Genomic DNA, 22,046 nt, shown 5'->3' with positions numbered 1-22,046 from the left:
GACATAGAATTATGAATTCACGCGCGCGTATTTTGCTTTACTTCGCTGTTGCTGCCGTTTTCCTGATCGTCGGGATCACGGTCCGCCTGCCGCACTTACTGGAAGACCCTGTCGTCACAAATACGGGCGAAGTCGCCATCGGCGGTGCATTTGAACTGGTTGATCACAAAGGCAACACCGTCACTGATGAAGACCTGCACGGCAGCTACACGCTGGTGAATTTCGGTTACACCTTCTGCCCGGACGTCTGCCCAACGGGTCTACAGACCGCCGCCAGCGCACTTGAACTCCTGCCCATGCGTAAATCCAACAAGGTTATTTCCCTGTTCATCACGGTTGACCCGGAACGTGATACGCCCGAAGTCATGGCTGAATATATCAAACACTTCCATAAAAGCCTGATCGGCTTGACCGGGTCGCTTGATCAGATTAAACAAGCGGCCAAGGCCTATAAGGTCTATTACAAAAAAATCGTCGAAGATGGCAGTCCGGCGGATGAATATCTTATGGATCACAGTGCCTTCCAATATCTGATGGGACCGGATGGTAAATTCGTCACCCACTTCCGCCATGGCATCAGCCCTGAAGACATGGCCCAGAAACTGAAAGACAAAATCCGGTGACCACAAACGGACTGATCATTGCAGCACCTGCCTCCAACAACGGTAAAACCTTTGTAACCCTTGCCACCCTTCATGCGCTGCACCGTCGCGGGATAAATGTGGCGTCCGCCAAGGTTGGCCCGGATTATATCGATCCTGCTTTTCATGCTGCTGCTACCAAACGTATGTGCCCCAATGTGGATGGCTGGGCCATGCGTGATGAGACTTTGTCCAGCATTCTAAGCACCTTGTCTGATGCCTCGGACCTGATCATCTGCGAAGGGGTAATGGGCTTGTTTGACGGTGCAACTTTGCCTGCCAACAGCCGCTCCAACAAAGATGGGTCACCTGCCGATATTGCGCGACGCACGGGCTGGCCCGTCGTTCTGGTGATTGATGCCAACGCGCAAGCCGCATCTGCTGCTGCCCTGATCCACGGCTTTGCAAGTTTTGATAAAGACGTCCATGTCACAGGTGTGATCTTCAACAAAGTGGGTGGGCCCGGCCATATCCAGCTGTTGAAAAATGCCTGTGAAACCCATGTGCCAGACATCAAGGTCTTGGGGTTCATTCCACGTCAAACGGAACTTTCCCTGCCGGAACGTCATCTGGGGTTGGTCCTGGCAGAAGAACACCCGGAACTGGATGCCTTCCTGAACAAGGCCGCCGACTTTATCGAAGAACATCTGGACCTGGATGTGCTCCATCAGCTGGCAAGCGCCTCATCACTCGCCCCCAAACCATCCCCCGACAGTTTTTTTGCCCCCATCGGGCAACGCATTGCGGTGGCGCGTGACAAAGCCTATGCCTTTACCTATCCCGCCCTTCTGGATCATTGGCGAAAGGCGGGCGCTGAACTAACCTTTTTCTCCCCACTGGAAGACGAAACGCCGGACCAGCTGTGTGATGCCATCTATCTGCCCGGTGGTTATCCGGAACTTCATTGCGAAAAACTGGCTGCCAATAAAAACTTCCTAGGATCCTTAAAAGCCTATCACGATATCGGCACCACCATTTTTGGTGAATGCGGGGGCTATATGACATTGGGCAAGACCTTGGAAGACCGCCACGGTAATACCTATGAGATGGCAGGTATTCTTGATCTGGAAACATCTTTTGCCAAACGCAAACTGCATCTGGGCTACCGCGAAATTGAAGTCATGCATGACCTGCCCTTTACCAAGAAAGGGACAACCTTGCGCGGGCATGAATTCCATTATGCAAGCATCCTGTGTGAAAACGGCCAACAACCCTTTCATGCCAAGAATGCATCCGGTATGGATTTAGGCCCCATGGGACTGATGTCCGGCAGAACCACGGCCTCTTTCTTTCATATAATTGACCAGAACTAATCCACAACAAAACTCCGTATTTTCACCTAGGTATTAATACGAAATTAGTAATACTTTATAGCTAAAGTTAGTTCCCCTTCTCTCTCAAAAGTAAGTTACACTTTCTTCCAACAGGGAGAAACAAAATGACCGAGAATAGCTTAATCGAATGGAACCATGCTTTTGATTTGGGCGTCGAAGAACTGGACACGGATCATCAACAGCTGGTCGGTCGGATGAACCAGTTAAATGAACTGATCCGCAGCAATGCTGACACCCATAAAATTGCCGATACACTAGATGAAATTCTGGTTCATCTGCGTGCCCACTTTGGCCGCGAAGAAGCCATCCTGAAGAAAATTCAGGGTACTGACAAACTGCAAATGCATCAGGCCGCCCATGAAGATAGCTTCAATTACCTGAAAGGCATCCGCGAGCGTTATCGCAATGAACCGGACACCATCTCAGGGCAAGAACTGTTGAAGTTTCTGCACAAGTGGGTGATCAACCATATCTTCAATCACGATCATAAAATGCTTCCGGACCTGGAACGTGCAGGTCTAGTCACCAATAAAGAAGCGGAAACCAGCCTGCTGGAACGGCTGCTGGATCGATTTCGTCTCAGTACCCGGATTGCAGCCCTTGCCGTCATTCCCTTGATCGCGCTTTTGTATTTTGCCGGAACTGCCGTTTTGGAAAAGCGCGCAACGATGAGCGAAATGCACAAGATCGAACAGCTTTCTGAAATGGCAAAAGCTTTTAGTAATCTGGTGCATGAACTTCAAAAAGAACGCGGAGCCTCTGCTGGCTTTTTGGGGTCAAAAGGTAAATCCTTTGGTGACAAAGTCATTGCCCAGCGCAAAAACACCGATGAAAAATTAAACCCCATCCCCGATGCTCTGAAACTGGGTGAAAAACTCGGCCTTAAAAATGAGATTGAAAAAATTCGTGATCGTCTGAACCAGATGCCGAATATGCGCAAGAAAGTAGACGCGCAAGCTGTCACCGTTGCCCAGGAAGTTGGATTTTATTCCGCGCTGAATGCCGATTTGCTGAATTCCATCGCTGCCATGAGCAAGATTTCAAACGATCTGTCGCTGTCCAACCGAATTTCCGCCTTTGTAAATTTCCTGCAAAGCAAGGAACGTGCAGGCATTGAACGGGCAAAAGGATCGGTTGGCTTCGGCAGTGGCCAGTTCAACCCCGCCCTGTTGAAAGACCTGATCAGCCTGATCGCCATTCAGGATTCCTACATGAAAGTGGCGAGATCTTTTGCCACACCTGAAACCCTTGCCCTGATGGATAACACTATTTCAGGAGAAGCTGTGGATACGGTTGAAAAAATGCGTGCCATCGCCATTGCCAGCCCAGCCACAAACGATCTGAAAGGCATCACTGGTCCGCAATGGTTTGACACCATTACCCAAAAAATCAACAAGCTTAAGCAGGTTGAAAACACGATGGGTGAAAACCTGATTGAACAGGCGCTTGCGACTGAAGCCAAAGCAGAAACGGCCTTTATGACCTTACTTGTGATCTCATTGATCATTGCGGCCTTTATTGTCATCTTTGCCATGATCCTGATCCACAGTGTGGTCACCCCACTCAAACAATTACGTGCCTCCATTGAACGACTGGAACAAGGCCATACAGAAACCATGATCGCCGGACGTCACAAGTCAGATGAAATTGGTGAAATGGCCCGCGCGATCCAAAGCTTTAAAGAAGCCATCATCCGTCAGAATATGGAACAGGCCCAGCAAGGCATTGAACAAAGTGTCCGCGAACGCACCAGCGTGCGCCGCCTGCGTATCACCGAAGAATTCCGCGAAAATATCGCCCAATCTCTGGAAGGCTTATCCGGTGCAGCTGACAAACTGGAAGAAAATGCCGAAGCCATGTCCGGGGCGACCGAGACCGCGCGCAGCCAGTCTTCCATGGTCGCCTCTGCTGCCACTCAGGCCACCAGCAATGTGGAAACCGTCGCCAGTGCAGCTGAAGAACTTTCCAGCTCCATTCAGGAAATTTCAAGACAGGTGGATCATTCCACCCAGATCGCGACACAAGCAACCCAAAATGCCCATGACGCCCAGACCACCATTCAGGGCCTCGCCGATGGGGCAGAGAAAATTGGTCAGGTGGTTTCCATGATCACCGATATTGCCGAACAGACCAACCTTCTCGCCCTGAACGCAACGATCGAAGCGGCGCGGGCTGGCGAAGCTGGCAAAGGCTTTGCGGTTGTCGCAAGCGAAGTTAAAAACCTCGCCAACCAGACCGCCAAAGCCACCGATGAAATCACAAGCCAGATCAACACCATTCAGGATGACACCATGCGTGCCGTTGAAGTGATCGAAGGGGTGACCCGCACCATCACGGATATCAATGACGTTGCATCAAGCGTAGCTGAAGCTGTAAACCAGCAAGGTAGCGCCACACAAGAAATCAGCACCAATGTCAATGAGGCGGCAACCGGAACCCGCGATGTGTCCAACAATATCGAAGGGGTGGCTGAGGCAACCGAAGAAACCGGGCGGATGTCAGCGGAAGTCTTTAGTTCGGCCAAGCAGGTTTCTGACAATGCCAATGACCTGAATGCGCAGATCGATACTTTCTTGAAAGAAGTCTCAAAGGCTTAAGATAAAGTAGCATAAAAGCTCAGGCAGGCATCCTTGTCTGCCTGACAGCCACCCTCACACCACCAGTTTTCAATTTGTTTTAGCTGCTGACCAAGTTCGGGTCCGGCCACCGCACCCTGTTCAATCAGGTCCTGTCCCTTGATGGGAAACTTAACCGGATTTTCTTCCCAGGCATCAATGGTGCTAAGCACTGCCTGTTCCGCCGGGCCAATGCCACTAAACTGTTTTTCCGCCCAATAGATAAACAACTGATCCCGCGCACAGATCGCGCCATAACGATATAAAAAAGCACGCAATTCTTCCAGCGGCTGGGTCGGGATCAGATTTTCTTTATTGGCACGTGCGGCCATCAGGCGATCTTTTTGTTTATTAGACAGATGCCAGCGTTTAACGACTTCTTCCACTGCGCCAGGTGTTTCAGGAAGCAAAATGGCCAGACGACGCAACGCATCCGGTTTGTCTTCAAACGCACACATCATTTCCAGCGCATGGGAATCTTCAGCATCAGAAATCAAATGGGATAAAATCCCGCCACGTACCATCAGGCGTACCCATTTCGCCGGATTGGGCGCTGCCAGAAGCCTAAGCATTTCCTGTGAGATCCTTTCACCTGACAAGCCATCCAGACCGTCTGCCAGATCAGAACAAACCTGTAAGGTCGCACGACCCGGGGACCCTTTGCCGTAAAAGGCTGTAAAACGGAAGAACCGAAGCAAGCGCAGATAGTCTTCGCGGATACGGCTTTCTGCATCCCCGACAAAGCGCACGATGCCCAAGCGTAAATCCTTTACCCCATCAAACGGGTCATAAATATCCCCGTTGATATCCACACTCATGGCGTTGAAGGTAAAATCCCGGCGCTTGGCATCTTCCAACCAGTCATCACTAAATGCAACGGTTGCGCGGCGTCCATCAGTGGATACATCACTGCGCAAAGTGGTAATTTCAAAGGTACGCCCTTCACATACAGCCGTGATGGTGCCATGTTCAATCCCGGTCGGGATGGCCTTAATCCCCTGACCTTCCAGCAAAGACAAAGTAATTTCTGGCAAACTTGTCGTCGCGATATCGATATCGTGGACAGTGCGGCCACACAGGCTATCGCGCACACACCCGCCGACAAAGCGAGGTTCCGCCCCACCCTGGCGAAGGGCGTGCATCACACGCTGGCTTGCGCTTTCCTGAAACCAGCTTTGTTTAGAAATATCAATCGTCGCGGATAACATGGCCCGGAATTATCTTTCCATCCTGTAGAACAGGGGGTTGATATACACCACCGGGTGCTTCCCCTTCGACCTGGTTCATAATCACCAGACCTGCAGCTGTCAACACGAGACCAGCAGCAAACAGTTTAATCCAGGGGCCTTTTGTGAAATCAACCGTACTGTCTTCGCCTGCCTTGCGCTTGTGATACAAGCCCCAGATCAGATAAAGCGCAGCCGGAAAAGCCAGAGGCAGAATATATTGCAGGAAAATACGCATCGAAACCTCATTCTTCATTCAGAATCATATATAGGTTTCTCAACATCCCGGCGGTAGCCCCCCAGATAAAGTAATCGTGATAAGGCATTGCCCAGAAATGACGTTTCACCCCCTGAAAGATGCGTGAACATTTTTGATGATTGGCCGTATCCAGCAAAAAGGATAAGGGCACTTCGAAAACTTCGGCAACTTCATGCGGGTCCGGTTCAGTCGGATAAGGCACATCGATCAGCCCAACGATGGGAGTGACACGAAAACCTGTGCGCGTCACATAATCATTCATCTGCCCGATCACCTGGATATAGCTTGCAGGCAGGCCAACTTCTTCTTCGGTTTCGCGAAGGGCTGCATGTTCTGCAGTTTCATCCTCTTCTTCCGTATGGCCGCCGGGGAAACTGATTTGACCGGGGTGGTTGGAAAGATGATCTGTGCGTTTGGTAAAAAGAACCGTCAGTTCATCATCACGCTTGATGATCGGGACCAGGACAGCCGCTTCGCGGTTATCCGGTTTGGGTCTAAATCCGTTCAGGTCATGGTCGCCACGAATATCATTGGGGGCAGGTTGGAAATTTGCGAATTTGTCAATTAAACCCGCAGCCGTCAGTCGTCGTCCAGTTGTCCCAGTGGGAAGAATTCGTTGTTGCTCCATACGCCGAAAAAGACCTCATTATCAATTGTTTCTTCAACACCGCGGCTCACCAGTTCGTAAAACACAGCGCGATTTATTTTTGCCTCAATGGGGAACATCCCTTTGCCTGCGCGCAATGTCACATAAGGGGAAGGTTCATCCGTTACTGGATCATGTTCCACCCGGATGGGATTGTCCAGCCCAATAGAGACAACTTCGTCAATATTCGTGCGCACAGACAGTTTCTGATCCGCCCCGCAATCATTGATAAAAAGTTCCACCGCCACAAAAGGGGCATCTTCCACTTCGATACGCGCCTTTTCAACCGGGGTCTGCAACCAATATTCACCGAACTCATCGCGCTTTAAAACACTGGCGAATAAACAGACGAGTTCTTTGCGACCAATAGGACCACCTTCGTGAAACCAGGTCCCGTCCTTGGCAATGCGGATATCAATGTCCCCGCACATCGGTTCAATCGTTGGGGCGCTCGGCTGCGCCATTGCTGTATTCATTTGACCCTATCCTCCCCCGAGTTCAGAGATGTTTACAGGATTTTTAGTATCTTTTTAAAGATAAATGTTTGGTTTTAAGTCATTTCGATCATATCTTTGTCATATGGGTTGGTTACACTTCTCAAAATCAGGTCATAATTCACAAATAGTGTTTTGTTCTGTCTAAACAAGGGTGAATATCATTGAAAGACAATCCAAAAGCCGTCCAGGCACTTGAACAACTCAGCGCGCGCATGGGTAAAATCCATGATGAGGTCAATGGCATTATTTTCGGTCAGGACCGCGTCATCGAAGAAACACTGGTGACCATTCTATCCGGTGGTCATGTGCTGTTAATCGGCCTGCCAGGTCTTGGAAAAACCCGTCTGGTCGAAACGCTTGGCACCGTTCTCGGACTGGATGAACGCCGCGTCCAATTCACCCCGGACCTGATGCCCGGCGACATTATCGGATCAGAAATTCTGGATGAAGATGACGATGGCAAACGTCATTTCCGCTTTGTCAAAGGCCCGCTTTTCACCCAGCTTTTAATGGCAGATGAAATTAACCGGGCAAGCCCGCGTACCCAGTCTGCCCTGTTGCAGGCCATGCAGGAAAAACGAGTGTCGGTTGCCGGACATTACCATGACCTGCCCCAACCCTTCCACGTGCTTGCCACCCAAAACCCGCTGGAACAGGAAGGCACCTACCCTCTGCCGGAAGCCCAGCTGGATCGCTTCTTCATGGAAATCAGTGTGGACTATCCGGATCGCGATGCCGAACGCGATATTCTTTTATCCACCACCGGAAATGAAGAAAAAGTTCCACAGCGTATTTGCACCGCAGACGAACTTCTGGAAGCCCAGGAACTGGTGCGCAATGTCCCTGTCAGTGAAACAGTTTTAGAAGCCATCCTGACCCTGGTGCGCGAAGGACGACCAGAAACAAGCAGCCTCACCAGCATAAAAAAGCATGTTGCCTGGGGGCCAGGACCGCGTGCCAGTCAGGCCTTGATGTCCGGTGTGCGTGCCCGTTGTGTGCTGCATAAACGCTTAAGCCCGTCCATTGATGATGTAATTGCCCTGGCCGCCCCCATCCTGCGCCACCGCATGGCCTTGAATTTTGCAGCTCGCGCCGAAGGGGTATCACTCACCCATATCATTGATGAACTCATTACCCAGATCACAGCTTGAACAGGCGCCCATGAGCCAAAAAACCGCCATACATCTTGCTGAAGAAGCAGCCTCGAAACTTCCGCCTTTATTGGTGGAAGCCGAACGGGTGGCGGCAACGGTAGCCCAAGGGGTCCATGGGCGCAAAAAAAACGGACAAGGTGATAGTTTCTGGCAATTTCGCCCTTACCAACAAGGCGAGTCCACCCGGCGCATCGACTGGCGCCAATCAGCCAAGACCCAACATCATTTTGTGCGCGAGTATGAATGGGAAATCGCCCAGACCATCTGGATGTGGCGCGATGCTTCTGCCTCCATGCATTACAGTGCAGACCGGGCGCGTGAAACCAAAATGTACCGCGCTGAAATCCTGACCCTTGCCTTGGCTGCACTGTTAACTCGCGGCGGTGAACAGATCGCCCTTCTAGGAGACGCCAATCCACCGGGAGGCGGACGCGCCGCCCTTCATCGCCTCGCCAGTATCCTTCGCAACAATCGCATCAGTAACAGTACAACCAGCCTGCCCGCCCATGAGCATTTACCTCGTCATACTGAACTGGTGCTAATCGGCGATTTCCTCTCCCCCCTTGATGACATAAAAGAAGCCCTGAAGCGATACAGCCGCCGACATGTACGCGGTCACTTATTGCAGGTTCTGGACCCGGCAGAAGAAAGCCTGCCATTTGAAGGACGCGTGCAATTTGACGGGCTGGAAAATGAAGGCAGCATTTATTTTGGCAATGTCGCAGCCATTCGCGAAGAATATCAGGATAGGCTTTCCTCACGCCGCGCCGCCTTAAGTGAACTGACTCATGCCCTGGGTTGGAGCTTTCATCGTCATTCAACAGATAAGCCCGCCGAAAGTGCGCTGCTTGCGCTTTATCAGTCCATTACACAAGGGAGAAGTCGATGACAGCTCTTTTGGGTAATCTGTCGTTTGCGGCCCCCTGGGCCTTAGCCGCCTGTTTGTTGCTGCCACTATTATGGCAATTGCTGCGTGTCACCCCGCCCAAACCCATCATCATTCCTTTCCCCGCCATCCGATTGTTGCAGGAACTTTCAACCACACAACAACTGGCAACCAAAACACCCTGGTGGGTCCTGCTGTTACGCACGCTAATCGCGCTATGCCTGATCCTCGCCATGGCCCAGCCCATCCTTAATCAGCATCCCACAACCGAAGGTGATGATCGCCCGCTGGTCATTGTGCTGGATAATGACTGGTCGGTGATGGATCGGTTTGATAAACGCCGAACGGAACTTGGAAACCTGCTGGATCAGGCAAAGCTTTCCGATCAAAACATCCTGCTTGTCCAGACCGCCCTCAATGATTTCCCGGTCTTTGAAAGCGCCAGTGATGTACAGAAAAAACTAACCACCCTGTCAGCACAGCCCTGGCCTGCGGATCGAAAAGCCGCCCTAAACCATCTGACGGCACAGCTGGTCGAGCTGGGTCAACCCGCCAAAATCATCTGGATCAGCAATGGATTGACGGACGGGGAAAATACGTTCATCAACAACCTGCACCAACTGGGCGATGTTGAAATTGTGCGTGATCCAGAAGAAGCCTATCCGCAAGCCATCCGCGCCGTTAAACGCACTGACACTGGCTTTCAGGCGAATTTGTCCCAAGTCGAAGGTTTACCTCCACAAAAAGCCAGCCTGCAAATTCTGGATGATCAGGCCAATGTCCTCTATCAACAGGAACTTGAAGACAGCGATGCACCGCTTGACCTGATCCTGCCCGTGGAACTTCGCAACCGGGCCAGCCAGTTTCGTATCAAGTCAGCGATTAATCCGGCAGCCCAGTATCTGCTGGATGAAAAATGGCGCGACCGCCCGGTCGGGATTATTGATCGAAAAGATGAAAACACAGGCCTTCTGGATCCCGCCCATTATATCCTGAAAGCGCTTCGTCCCCACGCGCCCATCCTGAAAGAAGATTTACAAACCATCCTGTCACGCGACATGTCATTGATCTTTAAGGCAGGGGCAAAAAACCTGTCGTCCGAAGATCAACGCAATCTGGAAAACTGGGTGTCTAAGGGCGGTATCTTCATCCAGTTTGCCAATGCGGAATTGGCTCAAGACATTGATGGCCACCTTAATCCTTTACTGCCCGTGCAACTGCTGCAGGGCCAACGCACCCTTGGCGGTACACTCAGCTGGAAACGACCAACAAGCCTTGCAGGCTTTGCTGAAAACGGCCCCTTCACCGGTTTGAACATCCCGAACGACATCACCATCAAACGTCAAATTCTGGCACGGCCCGAAGCGAACTTAAGTGAAAAAACATGGGCGCGTTTGAAAGACGGCACGCCCTTGATCACCGCCAAACCCATCGGGCGAGGCTGGACCGTCCTGTTCCACGTCACTGCCATTCCCAACTGGTCGAACCTGCCGCTCTCCGGCACCTTTGAATTGATGATGATGCGACTTCTCACCCTATCGGCAGGCCACGCGTTTCCGGGCGAAGAACAGACGCTTTTGCCCTATCGTCTGTTTGATAAAAACGGCCATCTGGTCACCCCTTATGGCGAGACGGAACCCTTAAAACGAAGCAAGCAACAACAGCCCGGGGTAAGCGCAAAAAATCCACCAGGATTTTATGGGCCGGAAAATGCACTTTATGCCCATAACCTGGGTCCAACCCTACCCCCACTCATCGCCTTAAATGATATCCCGCTTGGCATCAGCGAACGGGGTTTTCAAATCCATCCACAGCAGTTGCTGGCACCGTGGTTTATGTTTGCCGCCCTTCTTCTCGCCCTCATCGACTGGGTTCTGTCTGTCAGATGGCTAGGCTTTGCAAAAACCGCCCCTGCCCTGATCGCCCTGATGATCATCAGCAGCACAGCACAGGCAAATGAACCGGATTGGGAAAAGGCATTGGCGGCCGCCAACGACATGCGGCTTGCCTATATGATGACGGGCGATGCGCAGATGGATAAAACGACGGAACGCGGGCTTAATGGCCTTGCGACCATCCTGCGTCATCGAACGGCTGTTGAACTGGCCCCTGCCATGGGGTTTGATCCAGAAAAAGACGATCCATCCCTTTTCCCCATGATCTACTGGCCCATCCACGACAGGCAAAATCGTTTAAGTGAGACAGCCGCCAAACGTCTGAATGATTTTATCAATGCGGGCGGATTTATCCTGATGGATACTATGGGGCAAAAGAACCCGCAACAATTGACCAAACTGACTGAAGGGATCGACATCGGCCCACTGCAACGCGTAGCAGAAAACCATGTTCTGACCCGCTCTTTCTACCTGATGAAGGAATTTCCCGGGCGATATGACTTTGATGATATCTGGGTGGAAGCCGCCGAAGACAGCGCGCGCGACCGGGTGTCATCCGTCCTGATTGGCAATAACGGCTGGGCGCAGGCCTGGGCCCGCGATGACAGTTTACGCCCCCTTTATGCGGTGGTCCCCGGAGGTGAATTGCAGCGCGAACAGGCCTATCGGTTCGGCGTTAATCTGGTAATGTATATCCTCAGTGGCAACTACAAGGGCGATCAGGTCCACCTGCCCGCCATTTTGCAAAGGTTGGGGTTATGAACGCCATTACCCTTGATCCCATCCTTGATGTTTACATCCTCCTGGCCTTAGGGGTGGTTATCCTGGTCCTTGGGGTGGATGCGGTTTTAAAAGCACCGCGCGGGGCGTGGTTTCGCCTGTCTGCGGCGCTTATCGTTTGGGCCAGTCTGTTTAATCCACAAGTCACCACAAAAGACACCCAGCCCTTAAAAGACATTGTCCTTGTACTGGTCGATAAATCTTCCAGCCAAAACCTTCAGGACCGGATGGATCAAACCGAACAAGCCCTTGCCCATATCAAGGAACAGACCGCGCTTTATTCTGATTTGGATATCCGCTTTATCGATATCACGGCAGACGGTAAAGAAGACAAGCTTGGCACCCGCGCCATCCGTTCGTTAAAACAGGCGTTGTCTGGCATTGATCCCAAACGGTACGGCGGGGCCATCCTGATCAGTGACGGACAGATCCATGATATGGATGAAACCACCGCCCTGCCCGGACCGCTTCATGTGTTATTGAGCGGTCACAAGAAAGATCAGGACCGCCGCCTTGAAATCATCGATGCGCCCCGTTATGGTCTGGTCGATCAAAACCTGAAAATTCGCGTGCGGGTACTGGATAACGGCGTAGTCAATCCAACCGCTCCGGTGCGCCTCGTAAAACCGGATGGCAGCCGGGTTGCCTTTAAAGCTGCAAAAGACGGCATTTTCGAAAGCAACTTCATCCCCAAACATGCAGGCGATACAGTTCTGGTTGTAGAAACCGATCCCATGGCAGGTGAGATCAGCCTCACCAACAACAAGTTTGCCCTCAGCATCAATGGGGTGCGGGATCGTCTGCGGGTCTTGCTGGTGTCCGGCCTGCCCCATCAGGGTCAACGTACCTGGCGTAATATCTTGCGATCTGACCCGGCTGTTGATCTGGTCCATTTTACCATTCTACGCCCGTCTGAAAAAGAAGATTTCACCCCGCTGACAGAACTGTCTCTCATCGCTTTTCCCGTGCGTGAACTGTTTGAAGAAAAGCTGCATGATTTCGATCTGATCATCTTTGATCGCTATTACAAACATAACGTCCTAAGCGAAGGCTATTTTGAAAATATCAATGACTATGTGCGTGAAGGCGGGGCGCTTTTGATCTCTGCCGGACCTGACTTTTCAGGGCCGCGCAGTCTGGCCCACACCAAACTGGCAAACCTTCTGCCCGTCAAATCCACAGGTCAGGTACAGCAGGATACGCCCTATCGCATCAAACGCACCCAAATAGGAAAACGCCATCCCATCACATCACAACTGGCAGGCAGCGAAAAAGACTGGGGGCGCTGGATGCGGCTGATCCAAACCGGGGAATTTGAAGGCCAAACCATTCTGGAAAGCGATGACAAACAACCGCTCCTCATCGTCAACCGGATTGAAGAAGGCCGGGTTGCCATGTTAATGAGCGATCACGTCTGGCTGTGGGCGCGTGGCTTTGACGGCGGTGGCCCCCACAGCGGGCTGGTGCGCCATGTGGTCCATTGGTTGATGAAAGAACCTGACCTGGATGAAGAAAAACTGACCCTTCAGGCGGCCGACAATGCCAAGCTCGCCATCAACCGTCAGAGCCTGTCTGGCACAGCGCCCGACGTTACCCTGACCCGCCCGGATGACACAGAAGAAACCATTAAGCTGAAACCCAAAGGCAATGGGCAATCTCATCTGCTGGTCGATGCCGCTATGCCGGGGATTTACCGTGCCAGTGACGGGGATCAAAGTGCCGTCACGACGGTTGGCAGTGCCAATCCCAAAGAGTTTCTCGACCCACGCGCGACCGAACAACCACTTAAAAACCTGATTGACCAAACGGGTGGCAGCCTCCATTGGATTGATGATGGACTGCCGCTGGTGAAACGCGTTTCTTCCAAAGGGAATCTATCGGGCAAAGGCTGGCTGGGCCTGCCGCAAAACCGGGCCGAGGCTGTGATTGGCAGCAAACAAACGCCACTTCTGCCCGCCTGGCTGATATTCCTTACCGCCATGGGGTTGTGGTCACTAGGGTGGTGGCGCGAAAGCCGATAGAATTATAATTTGGTATCCCAGGATGGGCATTGGTCAAACCAGCTTTTCAGGAAATCCACAAACAGGCGCACCTTGGCGGATAGATGTCGGTTATGGGGATAGACCGCATAGATATTCACAGGTTCTGGCTCATAGTCTTCAAGGATCAGTTCCAGATTGCCATCTGCTACATCGGGTCCAATAATAAAGGCAGGCGATACACCCACACCAGCACCCGCCAAAGTCATATGACGCCCCAGGTCACCATTGTTCATCTTGATATAACCATCAATTTTGACGCTTAGGTCCTTGCCATTTTCCTGAAAATGCCAATAGCCCACATCGCGCGACAGCGTATAGCCAATACAGCGGTGATTTTCCAGTTCACGCGGATGGGTCGGGCGGCCATGTTTATCCAGATAATCAGGTGATGCCGCAATCATCAGGCGGGATGATCCGATTTTTTTGGCAATCAATGATGAATCCGGCAAGCGCCCGATGCGGATCGCCATATCAAACCCTTCATCCACAATATCAACAAAACGGTCGTTCAAAGACACATCCACGCTCAGGTCATCATACTGCCCCATAAAGGTCGCAAGCGGCTTGCCCAGATGTTTGATCCCAAAGCTCATGGGCGCACTGATTTTTAAATGCCCGCGTGGTTCATCCTGAAGGCGTGTAATGGCAAGTTCGGCTTCCTCGGCCTCACTCATGATGCGTTCACAGCGTTCATAAAACACCTGCCCGATCTCGGTCAGGCTCAGCTTCCGAGTGGTGCGGTTGAGCAGGCGAACACCAAGGCGGTCTTCCAGATACGTGACCTTTTTACTGACCGAGGATTTCGACATACCCAGCGCATCTGCGGCCTTGGAAAAGCTGCCGGACTGGACCACCTGGGCAAAAACCATCATCCCTGTCAGATTATTCATTGTTCGCCTCGTGAAACAAATATTTTCAAAAAAACATCATTATCACTATACAGAAAACAGTGCATCCTACAACCATCACAAATTCAAAATGAAAGATCGACTTATGGGATTACTGGTAGACGGCACATGGCAGGACCAATGGTATGACACCAAGACATCCGGCGGAAAATTCAAACGTCAGGAAAGCCAGTTCAGAAACTGGATCAAAGCTGATGGTTCCACAGGCTTTACACCGGATATCGGGCGCTATCGCCTTTATGTGTCACTGGCTTGTCCCTGGGCGCACCGCACACTGATCTTTCGCAAATTAAAAGGACTGGAAAACGCCATTGATGTTGTCATTGTGCAAGCCCTCATGGGCGATAAGGGATGGATTTTACCCAACGGCGATCCGCTTCATACCATCTATACATCGGTTGATCCCCATATCACCACCCGCGTCACCGTGCCCATCCTATGGGATAAACAGACCGACCAAATTGTCAGTAATGAAAGCGCGGAAATCATCCGCATGCTTAATTCTGAATTTGGCGAGCATGGTACGGACTACTATCCAGAACATCTACGTCCCCAAATCGATGAGATCAACACTTTGATTTATAACAACATCAACAACGGCGTCTATAAAACCGGCTTTGCGACAACCCAGGAAGCCTATGAAGAAGCTTACACCAACCTGTTCAATGCCCTGGACCGTGTGGAAGAAATCTTATCTGAAAACCGCTATCTGGTCGGCGATCAGATCACCGAAGCCGACTGGCGTTTGTTCACTACACTCGTGCGGTTTGATGCGGTCTATGTCGGGCATTTCAAATGCAACAAAAAACGCATCATCGACTATCCCAACATCTGGAGCTACCTGCGTGAACTCTATCAGGTTGAAGGTGTGGCTGAGACTCTGGATATGGATCACATCAAAACGCATTATTACGGCAGCCACAAAACCATCAACCCCACAGGCATCATACCCGTGGGGCCGGAAATTGATTTTATGTCACCGCATGGACGGGGATAGTTTTCACCCTTTATCGTCATCCCGCACCCGTTGCGGGATAATGGTGGGACGCCGGAGCTCCTGCCCTTTCCCATTGCCCCGCAACGAGTGCGGGGTGACGGATTTATTTGAACAATTGAGGATATAAATCATCCCAATGCGGATTGGCCCGGGCGATTAAATTAAATTTCCAGTCACGCTTCCATCTTTTAAGCTTTTTCTCATGCGAAATGGCGTCTTCGGCGCGATCAAACGTCTCGTAATAAACTAGACGATGGATATCCTTTTGTTTGGTATATCCCTCAACTGCTTTTGATCGATGTTCATAGGCACGTTTTACCAAATCCGATGTCACACCGACATAGAGGGAACCAAACGGGCGATTACAAAGCATATAAACAAAAAACCTTTTCATAGTGCCATCTATGAAAAGGTCTGATGCATTTTTCTTACCAAGAAAACCGTCATCCCGCACATGTTGCGGGATAATGGTTGGACGCCGGAGCTCCTGCCCTTCCCCATTGCCCCGCAACGCGTGCGGGGTGACGGATGGTTTTATTCGGCCGCCTCATCGTCTATTTCATCGAGGCCGACGTCATCAGGTGGCGGCAACATCTTCTTTTGCTCTTCCGCCTCCTCATCAGCTTTACTGAGGGCATTGTTCATTTTTCCAAGCAAAGTGCCTACTGGCAGAAGATTCTTTGCACCTTCGCCAACATAGCTCGTGACTGTGAGCCACAAGTCACCGATACGTTCCAGCTTTATTTTTTCCGTATTCAATTCCTCTTCAAGAAGCTGAATTTTCTTTAGAATAGCTTCTTTCTTTGGGCTATCTGGAATATTGTTTCGAACAGTTGTCTTGATATGTTCAACATAAGTGAACAAACGATCTCGCCAAGGGCCATCAACAGTTAAAGAACCGCTTTCCATAAATTCAACAACTTCAAAATGGGCAGCCAATCGTTTCTCCGCTCTTTCCAAGTTTCTTATGGTGCTGTTAACACTCGCCCAATTAATGCCAACTTTACCTATTTCTGGTATCTGAAGTTTTTCAGCAAAGTAAACAATTTGATCAAGACCTTCATTACTATTTCTCGGAATATCCTTCGTCTTCTCAAGAAAAAACTCATACCGCTGACGTTCATTCATTCTTATTTTTATCCTTCAAGTTAAAACAAAAACCGTCATCCCGCACCTGTTGCGGGATAATGGGTGGATGCCAGAGCTCCTGCCCTTCCCCATCGCCCCGCAACACGTGCGGGGTGGCGGGTTTATGTGCGGGGCGACAGTTTTAAGTGTAAGCCTAGTTATCATTCGCCCTTGGTGTTTTATCCAAAGACGTACTCACCGGACAAGTGTTACAGCCGCAGACGGAGCCTTCCTGTGCGGCCGGGTACTGGTTGGTCCATTGGCCGTTCCAGCCGCCATGATCGGCACAAGTTTGGTTGCAGATGGCAGGTGCCTGACTGTTATCGGGAATGCTTTGTGTCGCCTGAATATCGCAGCCGCACGGGTAATTCTCCCGCGTGCCTGCCAAAATCTGATCTTGCATGGCGTCAAACCAATTGCGTGAATTTGAATCCAGTGCAAAAAGCGTCGCGTTGGAGTTTTCCACCATTTCCTTCATTTCCTGATACTTCGGGAAGGTCTGGCTGAGTTCATCAAATACGCTGGGGCGCACAGGCATCAAATACTGTGGATAGGCTGACCCATCGCCGGGGCCGATACTGTCGATAATCGTCTGACTATCGGCAATCACGTTGGACAATTGCACTGCCAAAGCCCGGTTGCCGCGCCCATTGGCAGATGGGTTCACCGCGATCAGATCGGAATAAAACATGGTTGGTGCATCCGCGTTATCAGAAGCCGGGAACGGTTTGATATGGGTGTCTGCGCGGGTAGCGGCATCCATGGCAGAAAAAGTTTCCGTATAACCCACAAAAATCCGGCCATAACCTTCGCTGTACCAGGTGCCCCGGTTATAGGTGTTGTCACCGGCTTCAGTGGCGTTTTCAAAGCTCGCCATATTCATCATGTTTTTCAGAAAACCCATGGCGGTCGGATCAATTTCTTCGGGCAGGCTGATGGGCCAGGTGTTCTGAATACCGGCCTCTGACTCAATATAACGACAGGCCGCGGTGGAAGCCCCCTGCATATCAATCATCAAGCCGCGTGCATCCGGCGGGATCATGCTGGTGTAGGTGCAAGTATTCAGCGTTTGACGCAGTTCCGTCTGTGTATTTGCATTCGCAATCGCCGTGTCATCCTTGTGATAGAAGATGATATTGGCGCAGCCCAGCATAGGCACGGCCAGATAAGTCCCATCCGGGTTCTTCACCCCGTCAATGGCGTAAGAAAAGAAATCCTGCGGGTTGCTGACTTCATTTGCGGCAAGCGTTTCAACCGAGCCAATGCTGTTGAAATAGTTCAGGAACATGGCGTCCATCACATAAACATCCGCATTGGATGGCGGGTTCATGTGATAGCCCCCGTCCCATTCTTCAGATGTCAGGAACACCAATTCCACATCGGGTTGGACTTTCGACCAATTTTCCCGGATGGAATCCTGAAACTGTTCAATTCTGGGCACCCATGGATAAAGCCCCACGGTTAGGCTTGAATTGGCTGCATAAGCGGGTACAGCTACGGCCGCGACCATCATGAGCCCGAGCAGGGCAAACACGCCCTGTTTGATCTTCCCTGTCATTACCGACCTCCCAATCAACATCTTTTTGATTTATTGATTGAGTATTACACGCTTTATAAGAGCTTTCAAGGTAGCAGGGGTTACGATGCTATTCACGCTCCGCCGTAAAGACCCAGTCGTTGCCTCTCGATAAGTCTTCGCGATAGACATAGCCGCTTTCCGTGAAATCTTTGATGGCTTCAGGCTGGTCAATGCGGTTCTGGATGATGTAGCGCGCCATTGTACCACGCGCGCGTTTTGCCATCAGGCCAATGGTCTTGGCCACACCGGATTTGATTTCTTTAAAGACCGGAGTGATGACCTCGCCTTTCAATGCTTTTTTATCGACAGCCTTGAAATATTCGTTGGATGCACAGTTAATCAACGCACCATCACCGTTCATCTCGTTAATCCGTTCTGCAATTTGGCTTCCCCAGAACTCATAAAGATTATTGCCGCGCGGGTTTTCCAAACGGGTCCCCATTTCCAGACGATAGGGTTGCATCAGATCAAGGGGGCGCAACAGACCATAAAAGCCGGACAGAATACCAAAATGATCCTGGGCGAAAGCAAAGTCATCCTTATCCAAGGTCTTTGCATCCAGCCCCACATAGGTATCCCCGCTAAAGGCAAGGGCCGCCTGTTTGGCATTTTCCGTATCGAAAGGAACGGAAAAGCCCTGGAAACGCGCATGGTTCAGATCGGCCAGTTTGTCGCTGATTTTCATCAGACGTGACAGGTCGGCGCGGCTCAGGTTTTTGGTTGTCTTTGAAAGCTCGACCGTATCATCCAGAAAGACCGGACCGGTATGATCCAATGCAGGGGCCGGGGTATCGTAATCGAGTTTTTTGGCAGGCGAGACAACGCAGAACATAAATGAATCCTAATTAGAAAAATCTTTAGACTTCTTCTAAATTATCGGCTTTCATCATTTTTGCAAGTCTCAGGTCTTCTTCTAATTGTTTCTGTTTGTGCTGGGCGTCCTGCAGACGTTCCAGCTTACCCAAAAGTTCCTGCGTTGGGCCTTCTTCTTCGAACCGCTTTTTAAGCTTCATCGCTTTGACTTCCAGGCCTTTCCTGCGTTCCTGAAGTTCTTCTTCGCTCAGTTGCGGTTTCATGGCATGCAGTTCGGCAATCTCTTCCTGAGCCAACGGTTCGGTCGGGCGTGCGCTATTGAGCGTATCCTTGGTCATCAGGATTGAGATATTAGAGATTTTGCCATTGACCTTCACATCCAGAATGGCCACAGAAAACCTTTCCCCATCCATGATCCCCAGCATACAGGGATGCGCCTTGGTATTCTTGAAATCAATAATGGCATTTATCATATGCAGCTGATGGCCCTGACGGTCGAGCCGTTCAAAGGTGCCGATGCAGCGATGCATGATCTGGTTCACGCCCACAATGGTCGGCTGGCTTTGACGCACAAAACAGACATCATCGGGACACAACATCTCTTCGATAGTTTTCAAGTCCCGGCGATTAAAAGCGTCGATATAGCTCTTTGTGACCTCTAGGGTTTTGACCCTGCTTTTCATTCTTTTCTCATGTACGTAGTTATCCGTATATACTTACAGATTTTATAATATTTTTCAAGAACATCCATTGCGTGCAAGGGCGTATAAAAAAAACGCCCTGCACATTTCCATGCAGGGCGCCTTTAAAGAAAGTCTGGTGTCTGACTTAAAGTGCCGGACCAGCAGCAACCAGATTTTTACCTTCTTCGTTGTCTGTGAAACGCTCGAAGTTTTCAACAAACATAGAAGCAAGCTTCTTGGCTTTTTCTTCCCATTCGGCCACATCAGCATATGTGTCTTGTGGGTTCATGATGCCTGGGTCGCAATTTGGCAGAGACTGAGGAACTGCCAGATTGAAGAATGGCAGCGCTTTGAATTCTGCATCTTCAATGGACCCATCCAGAATACCGTCAATGATTGCGCGTGTATCTTTAATGGAGATACGCTTGCCAGTGCCGTTCCAACCTGTGTTGACCAGGTAAGCTTCTGCACCAGATGCATTCATGCGTTCCACCAGAACTTTAGAGTAAGTCGTTGGGTGAAGTGTCAGGAATGCTGCACCGAAACAAGAAGAGAATGTTGGTGTTGGTTCTGTGATACCACGCTCAGTACCAGCCAGTTTCGCTGTGAAACCTGACAGGAAGTAATACTGAGTTTGCTCAGGCGTCAGTTTGGAAACCGGAGGCAGAACACCGAACGCATCAGCCGTCAGGAAGATCACTTTTTTGGCGTGACCAGCTTTAGAGACAGGCTTGACGATGTTATCAATGTGGTAGATCGGATAAGAAACACGGGTGTTTTCTGTTTTTGAGTTGTCGTCAAAATCGATCTTGCCATCTTCAGAAACAGTTACGTTTTCCAGCAGTGCATCACGACGGATTGCGTTGTAGATGTCTGGCTCGTTCTCTTTGGACAGGTTGATTGTTTTCGCATAACAACCACCTTCAAAGTTAAAGACGCCATTGTCGTCCCAGCCATGTTCGTCATCACCGATCAGCTCACGCTTTGGATCAGCAGACAGGGTTGTTTTACCAGTCCCGGAAAGACCGAAGAAGACAGCTGTGTCACCGTCTTTGCCAACGTTGGCAGAGCAGTGCATGGACGCGATGCCTTGCAGGGGCAGCAGGTAGTTCATCATGGAGAACATACCTTTTTTCATCTCGCCACCGTACCAGGTGCCGCCGATCAGCTGCATTTTTTCAGTCACGTTGAATGCAACGAAGTTTTCAGAGTTCAGACCTTGTGCTTCCCAGTTCGGGTTCACAGTCTTTGCACCATTCATAACGATGAAGTCAGGCTCGTAAGACGCCAGTTCTTCGTCCGTTGGACGGATGAACATGTTTTTAACGAAGTGTGCCTGCCATGCAACTTCTGTGATGAAACGCACTTTCAAACGTGTGTCTTCATTTGCCCCACAGAAAGTATCAACAACAAACAGACGCTTGCCGGACAGCTGTTCTGTCACAAGACCTTTCAGGTCATTCCATACGTCTTGTGTGATGGCTTTGTTATCGTTTTTGCCCTGATCAGCCCACCAAACCGTGTCTTTGGTGGTCTCATCTTTAACGATATATTTGTCTTTTGGGGAGCGACCAGTAAAAATGCCCGTGTCCACAGAAACAGCACCCAGTTCGGTGACAATTCCTTTTTCAAAGCCTTCGAGACCAGCTTTGGTTTCTTCTTCAAACAGTAGGTCGTAAGAAGGGTTGTAGACAATTTCTTGGGCGTTTTCGATACCGTATTTGGATAGGTCGATAGTCGTTTGTGTAGGGCTACTTTGAACAGCTCCAGCGTTTTGCACCGTCGTTCTCCTAGTGGGGCTTGTGTTGCAACTCCTGTTTGCACGCAAGCAGATTTATGATCCGGCTAATAAATACTTCACGACACGAACTGCTCAAAAAGCAAGCACCCCTGCCTTAAAGTGAGGCGGAGAATACTCCTAGAATCCCTTCAAAACAACCGCCTCATTGCATTTTTATTTCGT

The 22,046-nt window shown here is 50.6% G+C and carries 19 protein-coding genes; 8 read left to right on the top strand and 11 right to left on the bottom strand.

The window, feature by feature from the left end; translation table 11 throughout:
- The first annotated feature begins 11 nt into the window (after positions 1-11).
- From RYZ26_RS02365 to RYZ26_RS02355, 3 genes are all read left to right on the top strand, one after another.
- Positions 12-623, top strand: a complete 612-nt coding sequence (locus RYZ26_RS02365) for an SCO family protein (protein WP_317681535.1) — start codon at positions 12-14, stop codon at positions 621-623.
- Positions 620-1,954 carry a cobyrinic acid a,c-diamide synthase CobB gene (locus RYZ26_RS02360; RefSeq protein WP_317681534.1) on the top strand — a complete coding sequence of 445 codons (1,335 nt, stop codon included), beginning with the start codon at positions 620-622 and terminating at the stop codon, positions 1,952-1,954. Before RYZ26_RS02365 ends, RYZ26_RS02360 begins: the two co-directional genes overlap by 4 nt.
- A gap of 125 nt (positions 1,955-2,079) precedes the next feature.
- On the top strand, positions 2,080-4,572 hold the full coding sequence (locus RYZ26_RS02355; RefSeq protein WP_317681533.1) for a nitrate- and nitrite sensing domain-containing protein: 2,493 nt from the start codon (positions 2,080-2,082) through the stop codon (positions 4,570-4,572).
- Here RYZ26_RS02355 and RYZ26_RS02350 read toward each other — a convergent pair.
- Genes RYZ26_RS02350 through RYZ26_RS02335 form a run of 4 tightly spaced genes read right to left on the bottom strand, consistent with a single transcriptional unit; the run spans position 4,569 to position 7,197 of the window.
- On the bottom strand, positions 4,569-5,798 hold the full coding sequence (locus RYZ26_RS02350) for a CCA tRNA nucleotidyltransferase (protein WP_317681532.1): 1,230 nt from the start codon (positions 5,796-5,798) through the stop codon (positions 4,569-4,571). The two genes, RYZ26_RS02355 and RYZ26_RS02350, sit on opposite strands and share 4 nt — an antisense overlap.
- Entirely contained in the window at positions 5,779-6,054 is a 276-nt protein-coding gene (locus RYZ26_RS02345) for a DUF6111 family protein (RefSeq protein WP_317681531.1), read from the bottom strand. Before RYZ26_RS02345 ends, RYZ26_RS02350 begins: the two co-directional genes overlap by 20 nt.
- Positions 6,055-6,061: 7 nt before the next feature.
- On the bottom strand, positions 6,062-6,703 hold the full coding sequence (locus RYZ26_RS02340) for a CoA pyrophosphatase (RefSeq protein WP_317681530.1): 642 nt from the start codon (positions 6,701-6,703) through the stop codon (positions 6,062-6,064).
- The gene (locus RYZ26_RS02335) at positions 6,655-7,197 is read right to left on the bottom strand and encodes a DUF1285 domain-containing protein (RefSeq protein WP_317681529.1); all 543 of its coding nucleotides are present in this window, start codon (positions 7,195-7,197) and stop codon (positions 6,655-6,657) included. The genes RYZ26_RS02340 and RYZ26_RS02335 overlap by 49 nt, the downstream gene beginning before the upstream one ends.
- Positions 7,198-7,430: 233 nt before the next feature.
- Between RYZ26_RS02335 and RYZ26_RS02330 the strand changes: the two genes are divergently transcribed.
- Genes RYZ26_RS02330 through RYZ26_RS02315 form a run of 4 tightly spaced genes read left to right on the top strand, consistent with a single transcriptional unit; the run spans position 7,431 to position 13,954 of the window.
- Positions 7,431-8,369, top strand: a complete 939-nt coding sequence (locus RYZ26_RS02330; RefSeq protein WP_317681564.1) for an AAA family ATPase — start codon at positions 7,431-7,433, stop codon at positions 8,367-8,369.
- A gap of 10 nt (positions 8,370-8,379) precedes the next feature.
- A complete protein-coding gene (locus RYZ26_RS02325) occupies positions 8,380-9,261 on the top strand; it encodes a DUF58 domain-containing protein (RefSeq protein WP_317681528.1) in 882 nt (293 codons plus the stop codon).
- On the top strand, positions 9,258-11,915 hold the full coding sequence (locus tag RYZ26_RS02320; protein ID WP_317681527.1) for a DUF4159 domain-containing protein: 2,658 nt from the start codon (positions 9,258-9,260) through the stop codon (positions 11,913-11,915). The genes RYZ26_RS02325 and RYZ26_RS02320 overlap by 4 nt, the downstream gene beginning before the upstream one ends.
- A complete protein-coding gene (locus RYZ26_RS02315) occupies positions 11,912-13,954 on the top strand; it encodes a DUF7408 domain-containing protein (RefSeq protein ID WP_317681526.1) in 2,043 nt (680 codons plus the stop codon). The genes RYZ26_RS02320 and RYZ26_RS02315 overlap by 4 nt, the downstream gene beginning before the upstream one ends.
- A gap of 2 nt (positions 13,955-13,956) precedes the next feature.
- Here RYZ26_RS02315 and RYZ26_RS02310 read toward each other — a convergent pair whose 3' ends face one another.
- Positions 13,957-14,865, bottom strand: a complete 909-nt coding sequence (locus RYZ26_RS02310; RefSeq protein ID WP_317681525.1) for a LysR family transcriptional regulator — start codon at positions 14,863-14,865, stop codon at positions 13,957-13,959.
- Positions 14,866-14,968: 103 nt separating this feature from the next.
- Between RYZ26_RS02310 and RYZ26_RS02305 the strand changes: the two genes are divergently transcribed.
- Positions 14,969-15,880 (top strand): glutathione S-transferase family protein, encoded by a 912-nt coding sequence (locus RYZ26_RS02305; protein WP_317681524.1) that lies wholly within the window; start codon positions 14,969-14,971, stop codon positions 15,878-15,880.
- A gap of 103 nt (positions 15,881-15,983) precedes the next feature.
- Here RYZ26_RS02305 and RYZ26_RS02300 read toward each other — a convergent pair whose 3' ends face one another.
- The 6 genes from RYZ26_RS02300 to pckA form a co-directional block, all read right to left on the bottom strand.
- A complete protein-coding gene (locus RYZ26_RS02300; RefSeq protein WP_317681523.1) occupies positions 15,984-16,334 on the bottom strand; it encodes a GIY-YIG nuclease family protein in 351 nt (116 codons plus the stop codon).
- Between the two features lie 80 nt (positions 16,335-16,414).
- Entirely contained in the window at positions 16,415-17,008 is a 594-nt protein-coding gene (locus RYZ26_RS02295) for a hypothetical protein (RefSeq protein ID WP_317681522.1), read from the bottom strand.
- A gap of 154 nt (positions 17,009-17,162) precedes the next feature.
- Positions 17,163-18,566 carry a thiamine pyridinylase gene (bcmE, locus tag RYZ26_RS02290; RefSeq protein ID WP_317681521.1) on the bottom strand — a complete coding sequence of 468 codons (1,404 nt, stop codon included), beginning with the start codon at positions 18,564-18,566 and terminating at the stop codon, positions 17,163-17,165.
- Between the two features lie 88 nt (positions 18,567-18,654).
- Positions 18,655-19,419: a peroxide stress protein YaaA gene (gene yaaA, locus RYZ26_RS02285; RefSeq protein ID WP_317681520.1), complete on the bottom strand. Its 765-nt coding sequence runs from the start codon at positions 19,417-19,419 to the stop codon at positions 18,655-18,657.
- Positions 19,420-19,444: 25 nt separating this feature from the next.
- On the bottom strand, positions 19,445-20,083 hold the full coding sequence (locus RYZ26_RS02280) for a hypothetical protein (RefSeq protein WP_317681519.1): 639 nt from the start codon (positions 20,081-20,083) through the stop codon (positions 19,445-19,447).
- Between the two features lie 145 nt (positions 20,084-20,228).
- Complete coding sequence (gene pckA, locus RYZ26_RS02275; RefSeq protein WP_317681518.1) at positions 20,229-21,863, bottom strand: phosphoenolpyruvate carboxykinase (ATP); 1,635 nt, start codon at positions 21,861-21,863, stop codon at positions 20,229-20,231.
- Positions 21,864-22,046: the final 183 nt, after the last annotated feature.

The sequence above is a fragment of the Terasakiella sediminum genome, from assembly GCF_033100395.1.
Classification (GTDB): Bacteria; Pseudomonadota; Alphaproteobacteria; order Rhodospirillales; family Terasakiellaceae; genus Terasakiella.
The sequence above is the reverse complement of the archived record's forward strand: the minus strand, read 5'-3'. Positions and strand labels throughout refer to the sequence as shown.

Bases quoted from the DNA above. Each gene is read 5' to 3' on its own strand.
- RYZ26_RS02365 (WP_317681535.1), top strand. From the start codon at position 12: ATGAATTCACGCGCGCGTATTTTGCTTTACTTCGCTGTTGCTGCCGTT.
- RYZ26_RS02355 (WP_317681533.1), top strand. From the start codon at position 2,080: ATGACCGAGAATAGCTTAATCGAATGGAACCATGCTTTTGATTTGGGC.
- RYZ26_RS02350 (WP_317681532.1), bottom strand. From the start codon at position 5,798: ATGTTATCCGCGACGATTGATATTTCTAAACAAAGCTGGTTTCAGGAA.
- RYZ26_RS02345 (WP_317681531.1), bottom strand. From the start codon at position 6,054: ATGCGTATTTTCCTGCAATATATTCTGCCTCTGGCTTTTCCGGCTGCG.
- RYZ26_RS02340 (WP_317681530.1), bottom strand. From the start codon at position 6,703: ATGGAGCAACAACGAATTCTTCCCACTGGGACAACTGGACGACGACTG.
- RYZ26_RS02335 (WP_317681529.1), bottom strand. From the start codon at position 7,197: ATGAATACAGCAATGGCGCAGCCGAGCGCCCCAACGATTGAACCGATG.
- RYZ26_RS02330 (WP_317681564.1), top strand. From the start codon at position 7,431: ATGGGTAAAATCCATGATGAGGTCAATGGCATTATTTTCGGTCAGGAC.
- RYZ26_RS02325 (WP_317681528.1), top strand. From the start codon at position 8,380: ATGAGCCAAAAAACCGCCATACATCTTGCTGAAGAAGCAGCCTCGAAA.
- RYZ26_RS02320 (WP_317681527.1), top strand. From the start codon at position 9,258: ATGACAGCTCTTTTGGGTAATCTGTCGTTTGCGGCCCCCTGGGCCTTA.
- RYZ26_RS02315 (WP_317681526.1), top strand. From the start codon at position 11,912: ATGAACGCCATTACCCTTGATCCCATCCTTGATGTTTACATCCTCCTG.
- RYZ26_RS02310 (WP_317681525.1), bottom strand. From the start codon at position 14,865: ATGAATAATCTGACAGGGATGATGGTTTTTGCCCAGGTGGTCCAGTCC.
- RYZ26_RS02305 (WP_317681524.1), top strand. From the start codon at position 14,969: ATGGGATTACTGGTAGACGGCACATGGCAGGACCAATGGTATGACACC.
- RYZ26_RS02295 (WP_317681522.1), bottom strand. From the start codon at position 17,008: ATGAATGAACGTCAGCGGTATGAGTTTTTTCTTGAGAAGACGAAGGAT.
- bcmE (WP_317681521.1), bottom strand. From the start codon at position 18,566: ATGACAGGGAAGATCAAACAGGGCGTGTTTGCCCTGCTCGGGCTCATG.
- yaaA (WP_317681520.1), bottom strand. From the start codon at position 19,419: ATGTTCTGCGTTGTCTCGCCTGCCAAAAAACTCGATTACGATACCCCG.
- RYZ26_RS02280 (WP_317681519.1), bottom strand. From the start codon at position 20,083: ATGAAAAGCAGGGTCAAAACCCTAGAGGTCACAAAGAGCTATATCGAC.